This is a genomic window from Streptomyces sp. NPDC059037 (assembly GCF_042740015.1).
GTDB lineage: Bacteria > Actinomycetota > Actinomycetes > Streptomycetales > Streptomycetaceae > Streptomyces.
Map to the genome: position 1 here is coordinate 1 of NZ_JBHYIG010000231.1, position 16105 is coordinate 16105.

At 70.8% G+C, this 16105-nt stretch carries 18 protein-coding genes and 1 riboswitch; of the genes, 12 read left to right on the forward strand and 6 right to left on the reverse strand.

Annotation, left to right across the window (positions count from 1 at the left end; translation table 11 throughout):
• Window positions 1-40 precede the first annotated feature (40 nt).
• The 3 genes from glnII to ACFWY6_RS34190 form a co-directional block, all read right to left on the reverse strand.
• Entirely contained in the window at window positions 41-1060 is a 1020-nt protein-coding gene (gene glnII, locus ACFWY6_RS34180) for a glutamine synthetase (protein ID WP_384698875.1), read from the reverse strand.
• A gap of 158 nt (window positions 1061-1218) precedes the next feature.
• The gene (locus ACFWY6_RS34185; protein ID WP_384698878.1) at window positions 1219-1689 is read right to left on the reverse strand and encodes a hypothetical protein; all 471 of its coding nucleotides are present in this window, start codon (window positions 1687-1689) and stop codon (window positions 1219-1221) included.
• 145 nt (window positions 1690-1834) lie between these two features.
• On the reverse strand, window positions 1835-2203 hold the full coding sequence (locus ACFWY6_RS34190; protein ID WP_384698880.1) for an arsenate reductase family protein: 369 nt from the start codon (window positions 2201-2203) through the stop codon (window positions 1835-1837).
• A 155-nt stretch (window positions 2204-2358) separates the two neighbouring features.
• On the opposite strand from ACFWY6_RS34190, the gene ACFWY6_RS34195 reads away from it, so the two are divergent.
• The 3 genes from ACFWY6_RS34195 to ACFWY6_RS34205 all read left to right on the forward strand — a co-directional run bounded on the left by ACFWY6_RS34195 (window position 2359) and on the right by ACFWY6_RS34205 (window position 5143).
• Window positions 2359-2664, forward strand: coding sequence for a hypothetical protein (locus ACFWY6_RS34195; protein WP_360763007.1), 306 nt, complete (start codon window positions 2359-2361; stop codon window positions 2662-2664).
• 70 nt (window positions 2665-2734) lie between these two features.
• Window positions 2735-3673: an alpha/beta fold hydrolase gene (locus ACFWY6_RS34200; protein WP_384698882.1), complete on the forward strand. Its 939-nt coding sequence runs from the start codon at window positions 2735-2737 to the stop codon at window positions 3671-3673.
• Between the two features lie 132 nt (window positions 3674-3805).
• The gene (locus tag ACFWY6_RS34205; RefSeq protein WP_384698884.1) at window positions 3806-5143 is read left to right on the forward strand and encodes a DUF2252 domain-containing protein; all 1338 of its coding nucleotides are present in this window, start codon (window positions 3806-3808) and stop codon (window positions 5141-5143) included.
• Between the two features lie 112 nt (window positions 5144-5255).
• On the opposite strand, the gene ACFWY6_RS34210 is transcribed toward ACFWY6_RS34205, so the two are convergent.
• On the reverse strand, window positions 5256-6377 hold the full coding sequence (locus tag ACFWY6_RS34210) for a haloacid dehalogenase-like hydrolase (protein ID WP_384698887.1): 1122 nt from the start codon (window positions 6375-6377) through the stop codon (window positions 5256-5258).
• Window positions 6378-6560: 183 nt separating this feature from the next.
• On the opposite strand from ACFWY6_RS34210, the gene ACFWY6_RS34215 reads away from it, so the two are divergent.
• The 5 genes from ACFWY6_RS34215 (at window position 6561) to ACFWY6_RS34235 (ending at window position 10950) form a co-directional block, all read left to right on the forward strand.
• A complete protein-coding gene (locus ACFWY6_RS34215; protein ID WP_384698889.1) occupies window positions 6561-7427 on the forward strand; it encodes a helix-turn-helix domain-containing protein in 867 nt (288 codons plus the stop codon).
• Between the two features lie 5 nt (window positions 7428-7432).
• Window positions 7433-7876, forward strand: a complete 444-nt coding sequence (locus ACFWY6_RS34220) for a VOC family protein (RefSeq protein WP_384698892.1) — start codon at window positions 7433-7435, stop codon at window positions 7874-7876.
• Window positions 7874-8061: riboswitch (cobalamin riboswitch) on the forward strand. (Overlaps the previous gene by 3 nt.)
• A gap of 92 nt (window positions 8062-8153) precedes the next feature.
• The gene (locus ACFWY6_RS34225) at window positions 8154-9167 is read left to right on the forward strand and encodes an ABC transporter substrate-binding protein (RefSeq protein ID WP_384698895.1); all 1014 of its coding nucleotides are present in this window, start codon (window positions 8154-8156) and stop codon (window positions 9165-9167) included.
• The gene (locus ACFWY6_RS34230) at window positions 9164-10183 is read left to right on the forward strand and encodes a FecCD family ABC transporter permease (RefSeq protein WP_384698896.1); all 1020 of its coding nucleotides are present in this window, start codon (window positions 9164-9166) and stop codon (window positions 10181-10183) included. The genes ACFWY6_RS34225 and ACFWY6_RS34230 overlap by 4 nt, the downstream gene beginning before the upstream one ends.
• Complete coding sequence (locus ACFWY6_RS34235) at window positions 10180-10950, forward strand: ABC transporter ATP-binding protein (protein WP_384698899.1); 771 nt, start codon at window positions 10180-10182, stop codon at window positions 10948-10950. The genes ACFWY6_RS34230 and ACFWY6_RS34235 overlap by 4 nt, the downstream gene beginning before the upstream one ends.
• A 77-nt stretch (window positions 10951-11027) precedes the next feature.
• On the opposite strand, the gene ACFWY6_RS34240 is transcribed toward ACFWY6_RS34235, so the two are convergent.
• Window positions 11028-11825, reverse strand: coding sequence for an MBL fold metallo-hydrolase (locus ACFWY6_RS34240; protein ID WP_384698902.1), 798 nt, complete (start codon window positions 11823-11825; stop codon window positions 11028-11030).
• A 178-nt stretch (window positions 11826-12003) separates the two neighbouring features.
• Between ACFWY6_RS34240 and ACFWY6_RS34245 the strand changes: the two genes are divergently transcribed.
• Entirely contained in the window at window positions 12004-12582 is a 579-nt protein-coding gene (locus tag ACFWY6_RS34245) for a CGNR zinc finger domain-containing protein (protein ID WP_384698915.1), read from the forward strand.
• Between the two features lie 122 nt (window positions 12583-12704).
• Here the strand turns inward: ACFWY6_RS34245 and ACFWY6_RS34250 are convergent, their stop codons facing one another.
• Window positions 12705-13910 carry an MFS transporter gene (locus ACFWY6_RS34250; protein ID WP_384698904.1) on the reverse strand — a complete coding sequence of 402 codons (1206 nt, stop codon included), beginning with the start codon at window positions 13908-13910 and terminating at the stop codon, window positions 12705-12707.
• A gap of 134 nt (window positions 13911-14044) precedes the next feature.
• Here ACFWY6_RS34250 and ACFWY6_RS34255 point away from each other — a divergent pair, with 134 nt between their 5' ends.
• The 3 genes from ACFWY6_RS34255 to ACFWY6_RS34265 all read left to right on the forward strand — a co-directional run bounded on the left by ACFWY6_RS34255 (window position 14045) and on the right by ACFWY6_RS34265 (window position 15934).
• The gene (locus tag ACFWY6_RS34255; protein WP_384698906.1) at window positions 14045-14623 is read left to right on the forward strand and encodes a helix-turn-helix domain-containing protein; all 579 of its coding nucleotides are present in this window, start codon (window positions 14045-14047) and stop codon (window positions 14621-14623) included.
• Window positions 14624-14708: 85 nt separating this feature from the next.
• Window positions 14709-15755 (forward strand): NAD(P)/FAD-dependent oxidoreductase, encoded by a 1047-nt coding sequence (locus ACFWY6_RS34260; RefSeq protein ID WP_384698909.1) that lies wholly within the window; start codon window positions 14709-14711, stop codon window positions 15753-15755.
• A 56-nt stretch (window positions 15756-15811) separates the two neighbouring features.
• Window positions 15812-15934 (forward strand): hypothetical protein, encoded by a 123-nt coding sequence (locus ACFWY6_RS34265; RefSeq protein WP_384698912.1) that lies wholly within the window; start codon window positions 15812-15814, stop codon window positions 15932-15934.
• Window positions 15935-16105 lie beyond the last annotated feature (171 nt).

The window sequence follows — 16105 nt, forward strand, 5'->3', positions numbered from 1 at the left end:
GGCGCCCCCCCCCCCCCTCTTCAGGAACGTACGGACGGGATCAGACCTGACCGGCCTTCTCCAGGGCGGAGCAGCAGGTGTCGACGAGCAGTCGGGTCACGACGTACGGGTCGACGTTGGCGTTCGGGCGGCGGTCCTCGATGTAGCCCTTCCGCTCCACCTCGACCTGCCACGGGATGCGCACCGACGCGCCGCGGTCGGAGACGCCGTAGCTGTACTCGTTCCACGGGGCGGTCTCGTGCAGGCCGGTGAGGCGGTCGTCGATGCCCGCGCCGTAGTGCTTGACGTGGTCCATCGGCTTGGAGCCCTCACCGAGGGACTCGCAAGCGGTGATGATCGCGTCGTAGCCCTCGCGCATCGCCCTCGTGGAGAAGTTGGTGTGCGCTCCCGCGCCGTTCCAGTCGCCCTTCACCGGCTTCGGGTCCAGGGTGGCGGACACCTTGAAGTCCTCGGCGGTGCGGTAGAGCAGCCAACGGGCGATCCACAGCTGGTCGGAGACCTCCAGCGGGGCGAGCGGGCCGACCTGGAACTCCCACTGGCCGGGCATGACCTCGGCGTTGATGCCGGAGATGCCGAGGCCCGCCTTGAGGCAGTTCTCCAGGTGCGCCTCGACGACATCACGGCCGAAGATCTCGTCCGCGCCGACGCCGCAGTAGTAGCCGCCCTGCGCGGCGGGGAAGCCGCCGACGGGGAAGCCGAGCGGGCGGTCGCCCTCGAAGAAGGTGTACTCCTGCTCGATGCCGAAGATCGGCTCCTGCGAGCCGAAGCGCTCCTCGAGCTCGGCCAGCGCGGCACGGGTGTTGGACTCGTGCGGCGTCATGTCCGTGTTGAGGACCTCGCACAGGACGAGCACGTCGTCGCCGCCGCGGATCGGGTCCGGGCAGGTGAAGACCGGCTTGAGCACGCGGTCGGAGGCGTGACCCTTGGCCTGGTTGGTGCTGGATCCGTCGAAGCCCCAGGTGGGAAGCTCGGCGCCGTCCGCGAGTATCTTCGTCTTCGAACGGAGCTTGGCGGTCGGCTCGGTGCCGTCGATCCAGATGTACTCAGCCTTGAAGGTCACGGGGCTCATCCTTAAAACGCTCGGTACGGCGCAGAACGTGCGGGTGCTGCGGTGCCGTGGTGATGCCGCGCAGCCTGCCAACAGGCGATTTCCCGCCCATTGCTCGAATGTGAACCCCGTGTTACCTGGGGTGGATGTGGCTCACCTCACGGCCGGCCTCACTTGATGACGGCGTTGGCCGCGGCTATCAGCAGCCCGATCGCCGAGTCCGCCGTGCCGAGCAGCAGGGCCGAGCGCCGCCGGTAGCCCGCCCGGAGCGCGGCGAAGGTGCCCCAGCCGAGGAGGAGCGCCGCGTTCAGGAGGAGCGCGGAGCAGGTGACGGGCGGCTCGGGCCAGTCGAAGAGCCCCGCGAGCACGAGCAGCGCCACGGTGGGCAAGGAGGCGACGACCACCGGCCACTCGTCCATGAGCTCCCGGGCCAGCTGCCGCCAGCGGTGCAGGCCCGATCCCGGCCGGTGCGTGGACATGTGGTGCGCATAGCCGTGCGCGAGGGCGGCCGTGCCGGCGGTCACCATGATCCAGGCCGCGTCGTACCAGGGCGTGTAGGCCTGGTGCTCCGAGTGCAGCGCCGCGATCAGCGCGCTGGCGAGGATCGTTCCGTATACGCCTCCGAACATCAGGCTCCGCACGGTGCGCTCCTTCCCGTTGCCCGGAACCTTCGTCCGGTCGGCGAGGTATGGAGTTCCCAACGCTATGGAGGCGTCTGTAACGGTTTGACCGATGTTGTTCATCGGTCGGCGGTCATCTTCGAGCGTTCGAGCTTTCGCGCGGGCGCTAGCGGGACAGCGCGTCCCGTACCGCCTCGTCCGTGCGGGCCACCACCGCGGTGCCGTCCTCGGCGGTGATGATGGGGCGCTGGATGAGCTTGGGGTGCTCGGTGAGGGCCTTGATCCAGCGGGCGCGGCCCGAGGCGTCGCGCGGCCACGTCGCACGGTCCTTCAGGTTCAGGTCCTTGGCGGCCTGCTCCTGGGTCCGGGTGATGTCCCAGGGCTCAAGGCCGAGACGTTCGAGTACGTCGCTGATCTCGGCCTCCGTGGGTACGTCGTCGAGGTAGCGGCGCACGGTGTAGTCGGCGCCCTCCGCGTCGAGCAGGGTGAGCGCGCTGCGGCACTTCGAGCAGGCGGGATTGATCCAGATCTCCATGCCGCACACGCTACCCGCGACCCACCCGTCACAGCGCCCCAAAGCCCGTCTGGCCAGCGGCGATTGTCAGTGCCCGGGAGTAGAATTGAAGCAATGTTCGAGAGGTTCCCGACGGGTCTTCCGACGGGGTTCCCGACCGCGACAGGAGGATGCCTGTGCCCGCTGCCGCACTCACATCGAAGTCGAAGCGCAACGCCTCACGGCCCGTGCTGATCGACCTGACGTACGCACCACTGGAGAAGAGGCCGCTCCCGGCCGGACGGCCGCGGGAGTGGTACATCACGCACAACCGGCGTCTGAAGGCCATGCGCCTGGCGATAGCCCTGCTCGACTCGGGCGTCTACGTACCGAACCAAGCGAGCAACACGAGGATCCGCGGCATGGCGGAGGATGTGGGAATCCATCCGCCGTCGGACATCACCTGCCATATGGTGCGCGCCCTGATGCGGTACAGCCGCTGACGCGCTGAGATGAGCGGTACGGGTGGGGGCCCGCGGGTTCCCGCCCGTAGGCGTGGTTCATGCTGGCCGCATGACACAGCAGGAACCAGCCTCGGAGCAGTCGCCCGCCGCGGGCAGGGCGGAGCAGGGCGGCGAGCTGCCGCTGCTCCTCACCGTTCAACTCCCGGACGGGGCACGGTTTCCCGTCCGCGCCCTGCGCAGGGAGAAGGCGTCACCCGGCCCCGCGCCGGCCGTCCTGATCCTGCCCGCCATGGGCACACCCGCCCGCTACTACCGCGCCTTCGCCCACCAGTTGCACGCCGAGGGCCTCACCGCGCTCACCGTGGACCTGCGGGGGCAGGGCGAGAGCACCCCGCGGGTCACGGACGCCGCCGCCGTCGAGCACGGCTACGGCACGATCGTGGAGCACGACCTGGTGGCCGTCGTCGACGCGATACGCGCCGAACTCGGCCCCGAACCCCCGCTGTTCCTCCTCGGGCACAGCCTGGGCGGCCAACTGGGCCTGGTGCACGCGGCGTTGGGGATCGGCCGCGGCGTCGACGGAGTCGCCCTCGTGGCCTCCGGGTCGGTCTGGTTCCGTGCGTACGGGCGGCTGCGCGGGCCCCTGCTGCTCCTCGGCCAGCTGTTCGCCGCCGCGGCGTCGACACTGCTCGGCCGGTGGCCCGGCGTCCGGCTCGGCTTCGGCGGCAACCAGCCCAAGGGCGTCATGCGGGACTGGGCCCGCCAGGGCCGCACGGGCCGCTACTCCGCCACCGGCTCCAGCCGCGACTACGAGGCCGCCCTGCGCACCCTCGACCTGCCCGTCCTCGCGGTCTCCGTCGAGGGCGACACCTGGGCTCCCGCACCCGCCCTCGACCACCTGGTCGGCAAGGTGCCGGGCGCCCGTGTCACCCGCATCCGGTACTCCGGGCAGGAGGCCGGCGGCCGCCTCGACCACTTCGCGTGGACACGGGCGGGCGGGGCACTCGCCAAGCGGGTGGCGGCCTGGGCGGGTCCTGGCGGCAGCTGACCGGGGGCTCACCGCGAGGAGGGGCGCGTCACCCGTTTGCCGTACCCGGCATGCGTACGCGCCCGTGGCGGCATTGGCTGCCCCTGAGAGGAGGCTGTTGCCGGGAACCACCATCGGAGAGGGGAGAGGGTCATGACCACCCCGGCCGAACGCGCGCGGCTTGGCAAGGCGGCCCGCAAACGGGCGTCCCGCTCCTCGCACGGCGCATGGATACCCTCGGCCGACCGCCCCGACCCGGTGGCCGTCCTGGAACGCCAGGGCAAGGACCGCGTCCAGGAACTCCTCCCCATCCGCTACGGCAGGATGTCCGCGTCCCCCTTCGCCTTTCTGCGCGGCGCGGCCGCCGTCATGACGGGGGATCTCGCCGTCCAGCGGGACACCGGCCTGACGGTCCAACTCTGCGGCGACGCCCACCTGTTGAACTTCGGTGTGTTCGCCTCGCCGGAACGCACGCTGCTGTTCGACCTCAACGACTTCGACGAGACCTACCCCGGCCCCTTCGAATGGGACGTCAAACGCCTGGCCGCGAGCGTCGCCGTGGCGGCCCGCGACAACGGCCACGCGGAGCACGCCGCCCACGAAGCCGCCCTCGCGGCGGTGACGGCGTACCGGACCTCGATGCGACGCCTCGCCGGGCTCGGCGAACTCGCCGTCTGGTACGAACGGATGGACGCCCAGGACCTGTTGACGCTCATCGGCTCCACCCGCGACCGCAAGCGCCTGACGGCGAACCTCGACCGCGCGCGGCAGCGCACCAGCCTCCAGGCGCTCGGCAAGCTGACCGAGGAGGTGGACGGAGAGCGGCGCATCATCCACGATCCACCGCTTCTGGAGCCGGTGGGCGTGCCCGACATGGCGGCGCTGCGGAAGATCTTCGGCGACTACCGCTCCACGCTCTCCGAGGAGCGCAGGCTCCTCCTCGACCGGTACCACTTCGTGGACGCGGCGCGGAAGGTGGTCGGGGTGGGCAGCGTCGGCACCCGCTGCTTCATCGTCCTGCTTGCGGGCCGCGACGCCGACGACCCGCTCTTCCTCCAGATCAAGGAGGCGATGCGATCGGTCCTCGAGGACCACCTGCCGCAGGGCCCCTACCGCCACCCCGGTCACCGGGTGGTCGCGGGGCAGCGGCTGCTGCAGGCCGCGGGCGACATCTTCCTGGGCTGGATGACCGGCCCCCAAGGGCGCGCCTACTACTGGCGCCAGCTCCGCGACATGAAGGGCTCGGCGGACGTGACGTCCATGAAGCCCTCGGACCTGTCCCGCTACGCGGGCCTGTGCGGCACGGCCCTGGCCCGTGCGCACGCCCGCTCCGGCGACCGGATCGCGATCGCCGCGTACCTGGGCGGCGCCGACACGTTCGACCGCGCCGTGGCGGATTTCGCGCTGCGGTACGTGGCCCAGAACGCGGCGGATCACGCGGCCTTGGGAGAGGCGATGGCCACGGGTGTGGTGGGGACGGTCGAGGCCTAAGCGGTCCTGTCGAAGTCCGCTGCGGGTCGGCAGTGCCCCGAAAGGGGCGCGGGGAACTGCGCGACCAGCCACGACGGACCCGCGGACGAGTACCGCACTTCCCGCGGAGCGCTTAGCGGATCTCGTCCGGCACCACCGTCAGCCACCGCTTGTCGGCGGTGACCTTCTGGCCGAGCTCACGCTGCCGGTCGGCGTTGGTCCGCTTCATCCCGTTCAGCTGCTGCATGTACTTGTCCTTGCGGTTGACCCAGACCCGCACCCCGCCGTGCTCCACATCCGCGGAGTGGAACAGCATCGGGCCGTCGCTCACCGGGGTGTCGCCCGCCACCAGGACGGGCTTCTTCCACTCGTCGATGTAGGTGTTGATGGCTGCCGGCTTGCCCTGGAACCAGGTCAGCGGCGCCCACAGGTTCGGCGTCAGCTCACGTCCCGCGAGCTTCTTCTGGTCGAAGCGGCCCTCCGCGATCTCCTTGCGGGAGCTGGTGACTTCACCGGTCTTGCGGTCCTTGAGCTGCAGGCCGACGCCGATGACGTTCTCGGGCTTTACGTTGTAGCCGTACTTGGGGTCGGACAGGACCATCCGCACCAAGTCCTCGCTGGCCGCGCTGACGACGTACACCTCGATGCCGTGCGCCCGCAGGGACTTGTAGAGCTCCTGCATACCGGTGAAGAACTCGGGCGCCTCGACCTCGGTCTTGGTCAGCTTGCCGTCCTCGTAGTACTCGGCCGGGATCGGCTTGTCGTAGGCGAGGAGTTCGTCGACGTACCCCTTGAGCTCCTTCAGCGTGAAACCGGAGAAGATCTGCGCGGCCCACGGATAGCAGACCTGGTCGTCGACCTCGCAGAGCCGGTTGTAGTAGCTGTACAGGCTCTCCTTGTGCTGCGCCGTGTCCTTGAAGGGGATGACCTTCAGCGACGGGTCCATCGACTTGCGGGTCAGCACCCCCTTCATCTCCAGGAAGGGCAGGAGCGACTCCTCCAGGTCGTTGCGGTACGTCGTGTTGTCCGCGTCGAAGACGGCGTACGCACCCTTGTGGCCGTTCTCCGAGATCACCTTGCCGAGCTTCGCGGCGACCGGCTTCGGCCAGTGCGGCAGCTCGGCCGCGGTCTTCGTGGCGGACTCCGCCGCCGTCGCCTCCGTGCCCGGCCAGAGCGCCATGCCCGCGAGCACCGCCGCGGTGAGCGCGCCCGCCGTACCGAGAACCGCGAGCTTGCCCTTTGCTCCTACTGCCATGTTTCTGCCCCCTGAGAGCGGTCTGCGCCCCGTCCGGAGCGGCGGGCCATCGTACGAGGTCAGACAGCGGATTCCCATGATCGATGTCACCGGTCGTGAGGGGCATGGACCGGCCCCGCGCGGGTAGCAGCATCGAACGCTTCCGCCCCGCGCCCGGGCTCCGTGCATCGCATACTGGAACGTATGGAGACCGGCTCCCGCGAGTTCGTGCGGGCCGTCCCGCGGCTCGACGGCATGGTCGTGTCCGCGGTCGGCTACCGCACCACGGGCGAGCGGCCCGGCCTGCACCGCGGCCTGCCATCCCCGTATCTGACCCTGATCTTCTCGTTCGACGGCCCGGTCGTCAGCGGCCTCACCCCCGAGCAGGCGGGCGGCGCCGACGCGATCAGCTCCGACATCGTCCTCGGCGGTCTGCACCAGTCACCGGCGTACGTCGTCAAGCCCGAGCACGAGGCGGGCATCCAGCTCGCCGTGCATCCGCTCGCCGCCCGCGCCCTGTTCGGCGTACCGGCCGCCGAACTCGCCGGTGACATCGTCACGTCCGGCACGGAGGTGATGGGGCGCCGCGCCGCCGACGTACGCGAGCTGCTGTGCGAGCGGGACACCTGGGAGGAGCGATTCGCCGCCCTGTCCGCCTACTTGAGGCAGCGCGTCGCCACCGGCGACGCCCGCGGATCCGTCCGCCCCGAGGTCGCCGAGGCCTGGGCCTGGCTGGCCAGGCACCGGGGCGCGGGCACGCTCGGCGGTCTCTCCCGGCACGTCGCGCTCAGCGAGCGCAGGCTCACCGCCCTCTTCCGCGCCGAGACGGGGATCGGCCCCAAGCAGGCCGCCCGCCTGATGCGCTTCCAGCGCGCGCGGAACACCGTCGTGCGCTCCGTCGCCGCGGGCGCCGCGCCCGATCTGGCGCGGGTCGCCGCGGACTGCGGCTTTTACGACCACTCCCACCTGGTGCGGGACTTCCGGCAGTACACCGGCACGAGCCCCAGCGGCTGGCTGGCCGAAGAGTGCCGGAATATCCAAGCCGGGAGCCATGGCGGGGGCGAAGAGTAGGGGCCATGAACACCACCGAGAAGCAGCAGACCGAGACCGCAGCCACCCCCGCGGGACGCGCCCCCGACGTCTGGCCGACCCTCCAGGCCCACGACGCACCCGCCCTGATCGACTTCCTCGTCGGCACGGTCGGCTTCCTGCGCACCGCCGTCTACGAGGACGGCGACCGGGTGGCCCACGCCGAGCTCGACTGGCCCGAGGGCGGGGCGGTCATGCTCGGCTCGTACGACGAGAAGGCCGAGGCCTTGTGCCTCAAGCCGGGCACCTTCGGCGCGTACGTCGTCACGGACCATGTCGACGATCTCTACGGGCGCCTCACCGACGCCGGGGTGAAGATCATCCGCGAGATCGAGGACCAGCCGTACGGCAGCCGGGAGTTCGCGATCGCCGACCCGGAGGGCAACAAGTGGTCCTTCGGCACCTACCGCGGCTCGCCCCGGCCCGCGTGATAATTTGCGCACGCCAGTCAAACCCACACCAGGGCCAGGGAATCCGGTGCGAATCCGGAACTGACGCGCAGCGGTGAGGGGGAACGGGCGGGGCCACGGCCACTGGGCGTCCACGGACGCCTGGGAAGGCGCCCCGCCCGGCCGATCCCCGAGTCCGAAGACCTGCTGGCACCTTTGTCCGCGCACCGGGCGGCGGAGGTGATCAAGCAGGCCAGGCTCCGCGTATGAGCCATGAGACTCAAGGGATCGTGTGTCCTCCACAGCCCGTCGTGTACGTATGCCCGTCCTCCTCGGCACGGCCCTGGCCGTCACGCTGACCTCCTGCGGCGGCTCGCCGACCCCCTCCACCACGGACAAGAAGGCCGCCGGCTACCCGCTGACCCTCACCTCCTGCGGCAAGAAGTCGCAGATCAAGGCGGAGCCGCAGCGGGCGGTCTCCCTCGACCAGGGCTCCACGGAGATCCTGCTCTCCCTCGGCCTCGCCGACCGCATGGCAGGCACCGGCACCTGGACCGACCCGGTCCTGAAGGGCCTGGAGAAGGACAACGCCAAGGTCGAGCGCCTCTCCGACCGCTACCCCTCCTTCGAGAAGGTCCTTGCCCAGGAGCCGGACTTCGTGACCGCCTCCTTCCTGGCGACGGTGAGCAAGGGCGGCGTCGCCGACCGCGCCAAGTTCACCGAGCTCGGCGTCCCCTCGTACGTCTCGCCCACCGACTGCGCGGGCAAGGACAACACCGGCGACGGCGACGGCAGCCGCGTCAAGGCGCTCACCATGGACACGGTGTACGGCGAAGTGCGCGACCTTGCGCGGGCGTTCGGGGTCCAGAAGCGCGGCGAGCGCCTGGTCGCCGGCCTGAAGTCCCGCCTGGCGAAGGCCAAGCAGGACATCGACGCCTCCGACACCACGCTCCTCTACTGGTTCTCCGACTCCAAGGCCCCCTACATGGCGGGCTGCTGCGGCGCCCCCGGCATCATCACGCGCGAGCTCGGCGCCAAGAACGTCTTCGACGACACCCGCGAGGAGTGGCCCCAGATCAACTGGGAGACGGTGGCGGACCGCGACCCCGACGTCCTGGTCATCGGCGACCTCACCCGCAAGGCGCAGACGGCCGAGAGCGCGAAGAAGAAGATCGAGTTCCTGGAGTCCAACCCGGTCACCAAGAACCTGACCGCCGTGAAGAAGAAGCGGTACGTCCTGCTCAGCGGCCAGGCGATGAACCCCACGATCCGGACCGTGGACGGGGTGGAGCAAGTGGCCGCCGCGCTGCGCGAGTTCGGGCTCGCCAAGTGACGCTCGCGCGCGGCGCCCTGTTGTGGGCGGCGGGCGCCGCCGCGCTCGCGCTCTCCATAGCGGTGGCCGTCACGATCGGCCCCGCCGCCATCTCCGTACCGGATGTGTTCTCGGCGGTCGTGGCGCACCTCGGCGGGGGAGAGACGGGGCTCACGCCGCTGCGGGACGGCATCGTCTGGAACCTGCGGATGCCGCGCACCCTGCTCGCCGCGGTGTGCGGCGCGGGCCTCGCGGTCTGCGGGACGGTCCTCCAGTCCCTCCTGCGCAACCCGCTCGCGGACCCCTTCGTCCTCGGCGTCTCCTCCGGGGCGTCCACGGGAGCGGTCGCGGTCGTCGTCCTCGGTCTCGGCGGGGGAGTCGTCTCGGTCTCGGCGGGCGCCTTCGCCGGCGCCCTGTGCTCCTTCGCCCTGGTCCTGCTGCTCAGCCATGCGCTGGGCGGGAGCACCGACCGCGTCGTGCTCTCCGGCGTCGCGGCCATGCAGCTGTTCTCGGCGCTCACCTCGTTCGTGATCCTGACCGCCGCCGACGCGGAGACGACGCGCGGGGTGCTGTTCTGGCTCCTCGGCTCGCTCAGCGGGGTGGGCTGGACGGACGTATGGATCTGCGCCGCGGTCCTCCTGGCGGCGCTCACCGTCTGCCTGGCGCAGGCCCGCACGCTGGACGCCTTCGCGTTCGGCCAGGACGCGGCGGCGACGCTGGGCGTCCACGTGGCCCGCACCCGTCTGATCCTGCTCTCCGTCACCGCCCTGCTGACGGGGGTCCTGGTCAGCAGCGCGGGCGCCATCGGCTTCGTCGGCCTTGTCCTGCCGCACGCGGCCCGCGCGGTGGTCGGCTCCGGGCACGCGCGACTGCTCCCGGTCACGGCGCTCGCGGGCGCGGTGTTCCTGGTGTGGGTGGACACACTGGCCCGCACGGTCCTTGACCCGCAGGAGGTGCCGGTGGGAGTCGTGACGTCCCTGATCGGCGTCCCTGCGTTCGTCCTGGTCCTCTACCGCACGCGGAAGGCCGCGATATGACCGCCGGACTGCGGGCGGACCGGGTCAGCCGCCGGGCGGGCGGCCGCCTCATCGTCGACGGGGTGAGCATCGCCCCGCCGCCGGGCGCGACGGTCGGCCTCCTCGGCCCCAACGGCTCGGGCAAGTCCACCCTCCTGCGCCTGCTCGCCGGTGTCCTCTCCCCGGCCTCGGGGGTGGTCACCCTGGACGGCCGCCCGCTGCCGGAACTCGGCCGCCGTACGGTGGCCCGCAGAGTGGCCGTGGTCGACCAACACTCCGTGACCCAGGTCGACTTGACCGTACGAGACGTCGTACGCCTGGGCCGCATCCCGCACCGCAGGGCCTGGTCCCCGCCCTCGGCGCAGGACGACGAGGCGGTGTCCGATGCCCTCGCCCGCACCGGCCTCACCGACCGCGCCGCCCAGTCCTGGCACACCCTCTCCGGCGGCGAACGCCAACGCGTCCAGATAGCCCGCGCGTTGGCCCAGAACCCCCGCGAACTCCTCCTGGACGAGCCCACCAACCACCTGGACATCCACCACCAGCTTGACCTGCTCTCCCTGGTGGCCGACCTCCCCGTGACGAGCGTCATCGCCCTGCACGACCTCAACCTGGCGGCGATGTTCTGCGACCGTCTGCTGGTCCTGCACGAGGGCACGGCCTACGCGGCGGGCACCCCCGCCGACGTGCTCACCGAGGAGCTGATCGCGAAGGTGTACGGGGTGCGGGCGGTGGTGACCGGGACTCCCGACGGGCGCCCGGCGATCCGGTTTCTCAGAAGCTCCTAGCCGTACGGCGCCAAGTGCTTCTTGAACACCGTCGTGGTGATCGCCGAGCTTCTGCCGTGGTGTCGTGATACGTCGCCTCAGACCAGGTCGAGCCGGTCGGCGAGCCCCGCTTCGGCGAAGGCGGAGACCAACTCGTCGCGCCCCTCGGTGAAATGGGCCCAGCTGTCGAAGTGGACGGGAACGACCTTGCGCGCCCCCAGGATCCTGGCGGCCTCGGCGGCCTGGGCGCTGTCGAGAACGATGGGCGCACCGTCGAACAGAAACGGGAAGCGGGGAGCTCCGGCGAACAGCACGGCGGTGTCCACGGGACCGAACCGCTCTGCGATCTCCCCCACCGCACTGAGCGAGGCATTGTCGCCACTGACGTAGACCGTCGGAAGCCCTTCCCCGGTCAGGACGAATCCGACGACCTCGCCGGTCACCGCCTCGACCTGCGCGCGCGGCCCGGGACCGTGGACGGCGGGCACGCCCGTCACGGTCACCCGTCCGCCGCCGGGCCGTTCGAGCTCTATGGACTCCCAGTCGGCGAGACCCTTGGCGCTGTCCCCCAGGCGCCGCCCGCCGCCCGGGGTGGTGAGGGTGAGCGGCACGTCGGCGAGCAGGGCGCGGCCGGAGTCGTCGAGGTTGTCGGGGTGTTCGTCGTGCGAGAGCAGGACCACGTCGACGTCGCCGAGGTCGGCGGGGGAGCAGGCGGCGGGCGCGGTCTTGGTCAGGCCGGGGCCGCCCGGCACCGGGAAGTAGTCGCCGGGGGCGTCGAAGGTGGGGTCGGTGAGAAACCTCAGCCCGCCGTACTCGAAGAGAGCGGTGGGGCCGCCGAAGACGCGTACGGGGAGCTGGTCGCCGGCCGTGCCGGAAGCAGCCGTGGAAGCAGCCATGCAGAAACACACCTCACGGATGGTGGTTGAGTTATCCGTGAGGAACGGTAGTCGTCTCTCACGGATGAGGGCAAGACGTACCATGAGACACGTGAAGCTCAAGGAGACGGAGATCGCCGGGGAGCCGGCGCCGGGAGACGCCGAGCGGCAGGTGCCGGCAGATGCTCGGCCGACGTCGATGCCCACGCCGCCGCCCGCCCCCGGCGCGGACCAGTACCCCGCCCTCGACTTCGCCAACAGCGCCGTCGCCCTGCCCGGCGGCCAGTTCACCGACCTCCTCGGCACCCCCGCCGCCGCCAACCAGTGGCTCTTCGCGCACGACCTCGCCCCGGCCGACGCCGGACTCCAGGAGATGTGTACGGCCCAACTGCGCACCCTGCGCGAGCAGATCCGCTCGCTGCTCGCCGCCCGGGTCGAGGGATGCCCGCCCCCGGCGAGCGCGCTCACCGCCGTCAACGAGGCCCTGACCAGGGCACCCGCGGCGACCCTGCTCCACTGGACCCCTGAAGGCGGCCTGTACCGGGCCGCCTCCCATCCCGTCACGCAGATCGTCGAGCGCGCCCTGGCGACCCTCGCCGCCGACGCCGCCGACCTGCTCACCGGCCCCGACGCCGACCGCCTCACCGCCTGCGGCTCCGCCCCCTGCAACCGCTACCTGCTGCGACACGGCCGCCGCCACTGGTGCTCGACCCGCTGCGGCGACCGCGCCCGAGCGGCCCGCGCGTACGCCCGACGTACGCGTTCGGTGAACCAGTAACTGAGCAGCTGGGACGCCCCGCCGTGGTACTCCGGCACCGACCTGTCGAACCTTCGGCAACGCTGCACGACGAGGGCCGCCACCCCACCCGGGACGGCGGCCCTCGCCACAGTCCCACAGCCTCAGCCGGCCCCGCGCGCCCGGTCGAGGAGGACGAGCGGAACGGCGGCCACGGCGAGGGCGGCTCCGATCCAGCCGACCGAGGTGAGCGAGGCGCCCTGTGTGAATGCGGCTGCCGCCAGTACGGGGGTGATGCTGATGCCCAGCTGGAACGCCGACACGGTCGTGGCGCCGGCGAGGGTCGGGGCATCGGCCGCGATCGCGAAGACGCGCCCGTAGATCGCGGGGTTCAGCACGAACGCGGCGACACCGAGCAGGAACACGGTCGGCACCACGGCCCAGACCTCCTCGACCGCCGTGACCAGCACGACCGACAGGAGCACGATCGCCGTCGCGCCGGTGAGCAGCGCGAGGTGGGGGCGCCGGTCGGAGACCCGCCCGCCGATGGACAGACCCACGAAGGAGCCGATTCCGAACAGCGCGAGGACCGCCGGGACCCGGACCTCGGGAAGTGCGGTGATGTCCGTGAGCATGGCCGCCAGGTAGTTGAACGAGATCATGTACGCCGCGGTGGTCAGGACAGTGATCGCGTACATGCTCCAGAGCGCGGGCCTGCGCATCGTGGCCAACTCGGCGGACACACGCGGCGCGACGGCCGCCGAGGGGCGGTCCGATCCGGTGGTGGCGGGCAGCCCGAGCAGACAGCCGGCCATCCCGGCGACGGTCAGGGCGACGACGGCCCAGAAGCCACCGCGCCAGTCGGTGAAGTGGCTCAGCAGCGTGCCCGCGGGACCGCCGGCGACCATCGCCAGGCTGAGTCCGCTGACCACGACACCGGAAGCGCGGGCATTGCGGTCCGGCGTCACCAGGCCGATCGCGGTCACCGACGCGACGGCGAAGAATCCCGCATAGGCGATGCCCGACACCACTCGCGTGACCAGCAACACCTGGTAGTTGCCGAGCAGCCCGGCGGCGACACCGGCCGCGAAGACGGCCTGGGTGGCCACCAGCGCGGTGCGGCGCGGCCAGCGCAGACTGAGCACGGCGAACGGCGGCCCTCCGACCACGACACCGACGGCGAACGCGGTGATGAGCATCCCGGCAGAGGACAGCGAGACGTCCAAGTCGTCGGCGACGGCGGGCAGTACACCCGCGAGCAGGAACTCCGCGCTTCCCATGGCGAACAGACTGAAGCCCATCAAATACACGCCCGCGGGCAGCCGCCCGGAGCCAGCGCTCCGGGCCGTCATCGGTTCGGTACTGACCATTGGTGCCCACCCTCCTCATCGAGTCCGTAGTCGTGGTGACCATCCGGATCACCTGGGCCCAAAGGATCGGGAGACGCACGAGGCTCCGACAAAAACTGTTGCCGTTTCCGGGACGTGCTGTTTCCCTGCCGACCATGGACGAGCAACCGAGCGTCGACGCCGTGATCGAGCAGATCGCCCCCCGCCTGCGACGCGCCCGCGAGAAGAAGGACATCAGCCTGGCCGAGCTCGCCCGCGTCACGGGCATCTCGACCAGCACGCTGTCCCGCCTTGAGTCCGCTCAGCGCAAGCCGAGCCTCGAACTCCTCCTGCCGATCACCGCGGCCCTCGGCATCCCCCTGGACGAGATCGTCGCCGCACCACGGATCCTCGATCCGCGTGTGCCGCAACAGCCCACCAGGAAAGACGGCCGCGTACTGATCCCGCTGTCACGACAGCAAGCGGAGCCACGCGCCTACAAGTTGACGATCCCGGCACACGACACCGACCCCCATCTGCGCACCCACGCGGGCCACGAGTGGCTCTACGTGCTCCGCGGCCGGCTGCGCGTGAAACTGGGCGACGGCGACTTCGTCATCGGAGCCGGCGAGGCGGCCGAGTTCGACTGCAACATCCCGCACTGGTTCGGCGCCGCGGGCCAGGGCGGCGTCGAGGTGCTCAGCCTCTTCGGCAAACAAGGCGAGCGCATCCACTTCCGAACGTCTCGCCGCTGAAGCGGAACAGCCTGTCCCGGAATCGGCAACAGAAATGGCCGGTAGGGGCACGGGCGGCGCAGCCTGTGCCCCGGAGGTGATCGCCATGAGCGAAGAGCAGAAGAACAAAAGGACGAATCCGCAGAACGTGAACGCGAACGCGAACGCGAACGCGAACGTGTACGACGCCGTCGTCATCGGGGGCGGCGCCAGCGGCCTCAGCGCCGCTCTCGTACTGGGCCGCGCACGCCGCAAGGTGGCAGTGGTAGACGCCGGCGCACCACGCAACGCCCCCGCAGCACACATGCAGGGCTTCCTCTCCCGCGACGGCATGCCACCGGCGGCGCTGCTGGATGTCGGGCGCGCGGAAGTGTCCAGATACGGGGCCCACTTGATCGAGGGACGGGTCGACACAGTGGAGCCCGGTCGCCCCGGCTTCTCCGTACACCTGTCCGGCGGCCCGGTGCTGCACGCCCGGCACGTGGTGCTCGCGACCGGGCTGCGGGACGAACTGCCGGAGATCCCCGGCGTACGGGAGCGATGGGGACGCGACGTACTCCACTGCCCGTACTGCCATGGATACGAGGTCCGGGACCGCCCCTTCGCGGTGCTGGGCACCCACCCGAACTCCGTCAACCAGGCGCTGCTCGTACGGCAGTGGTCCGAAGACATCGTCTACGTCCCGGGAAGTGGTCCACTCCCGGCCGACGACCGCGAACGCCTGGAGGCCCGCGGGGTACGGATCGCCGCTGCCGGCGCGATCGTGCAGACGCTGACGACTGACGACCGACTGCACGGCGTGGAGCTCGCGAACGGCACGGTGGTGCCGTGCGAGGTCGCTTTCGTCTTCCCCCGGATGATCCCGAACGACGGCGTCCTGAACGGCCTCGGCTGCGCCCGAAACCAGTCCGGCTCCGTGAAGACGGACAACGCGGGCCGCACCAGCGTCCCGGGCATCTGGGCGGTCGGCAACGTCGGCGACTCGCGCGCACTGGTGATCTCAGCAGCGGGCATGGGCGCGGCAGCGGCCTTCGCCCTCAACCACGACTTGGTCGACACGGAGGTAAAGCAATCCGTCACCGAACTGCGGACCGCCCGCACAGTCATACAGAGCGGGGCCGGGCTCCCGGGTCACGCCCCGGCGAACAATTGAGCACCCCATCACCCGATGACACCGCAGCCCGATACCGGTCGCCCCGCGTGTTTCGTATGTGGCGCTATGGGGCGGGCCACTCCCAACTGCTGCTCCGCGCAACCCCCGACAGCGACGAGACGACCTGCCTCGACCTGCACTTCGAAGGCGTGGCCGCCGTGCAGCTCGGCACCCGGTAGACCACCACGGGAACGGGCCTCGTGCTGTGCAGAAAAGTCAGCGTTCTGCGAGGCGAGCCGGACCCCTTCGGCGGAATCGAGAACAGCGAGGTCCTGTGGAGCCACCGAGCATAGGCAGGACGTACAACGATCTGATGCACTACGCCCAGAGAAGTTGTCTTGACCGACATC

What these genes read in the sequence shown, in the direction of transcription:
- ACFWY6_RS34245 (WP_384698915.1), top strand. Translation starts at nt 12,004, where the DNA reads ATGCCCACGCCGCCGCCCGCCCCCGGCGCGGACCAGTACCCCGCCCTC.
- ACFWY6_RS34210 (WP_384698887.1), bottom strand. Translation starts at nt 6,377, where the DNA reads ATGGCAGTAGGAGCAAAGGGCAAGCTCGCGGTTCTCGGTACGGCGGGC.
- ACFWY6_RS34240 (WP_384698902.1), bottom strand. Translation starts at nt 11,825, where the DNA reads ATGGCTGCTTCCACGGCTGCTTCCGGCACGGCCGGCGACCAGCTCCCC.
- ACFWY6_RS34265 (WP_384698912.1), top strand. Translation starts at nt 15,812, where the DNA reads ATGTGGCGCTATGGGGCGGGCCACTCCCAACTGCTGCTCCGCGCAACC.
- ACFWY6_RS34205 (WP_384698884.1), top strand. Translation starts at nt 3,806, where the DNA reads ATGACCACCCCGGCCGAACGCGCGCGGCTTGGCAAGGCGGCCCGCAAA.
- ACFWY6_RS34260 (WP_384698909.1), top strand. Translation starts at nt 14,709, where the DNA reads ATGAGCGAAGAGCAGAAGAACAAAAGGACGAATCCGCAGAACGTGAAC.
- ACFWY6_RS34220 (WP_384698892.1), top strand. Translation starts at nt 7,433, where the DNA reads ATGAACACCACCGAGAAGCAGCAGACCGAGACCGCAGCCACCCCCGCG.
- ACFWY6_RS34200 (WP_384698882.1), top strand. Translation starts at nt 2,735, where the DNA reads ATGACACAGCAGGAACCAGCCTCGGAGCAGTCGCCCGCCGCGGGCAGG.
- ACFWY6_RS34235 (WP_384698899.1), top strand. Translation starts at nt 10,180, where the DNA reads ATGACCGCCGGACTGCGGGCGGACCGGGTCAGCCGCCGGGCGGGCGGC.
- ACFWY6_RS34215 (WP_384698889.1), top strand. Translation starts at nt 6,561, where the DNA reads ATGGAGACCGGCTCCCGCGAGTTCGTGCGGGCCGTCCCGCGGCTCGAC.
- ACFWY6_RS34250 (WP_384698904.1), bottom strand. Translation starts at nt 13,910, where the DNA reads ATGGTCAGTACCGAACCGATGACGGCCCGGAGCGCTGGCTCCGGGCGG.
- ACFWY6_RS34255 (WP_384698906.1), top strand. Translation starts at nt 14,045, where the DNA reads ATGGACGAGCAACCGAGCGTCGACGCCGTGATCGAGCAGATCGCCCCC.
- ACFWY6_RS34225 (WP_384698895.1), top strand. Translation starts at nt 8,154, where the DNA reads ATGCCCGTCCTCCTCGGCACGGCCCTGGCCGTCACGCTGACCTCCTGC.
- ACFWY6_RS34190 (WP_384698880.1), bottom strand. Translation starts at nt 2,203, where the DNA reads ATGGAGATCTGGATCAATCCCGCCTGCTCGAAGTGCCGCAGCGCGCTC.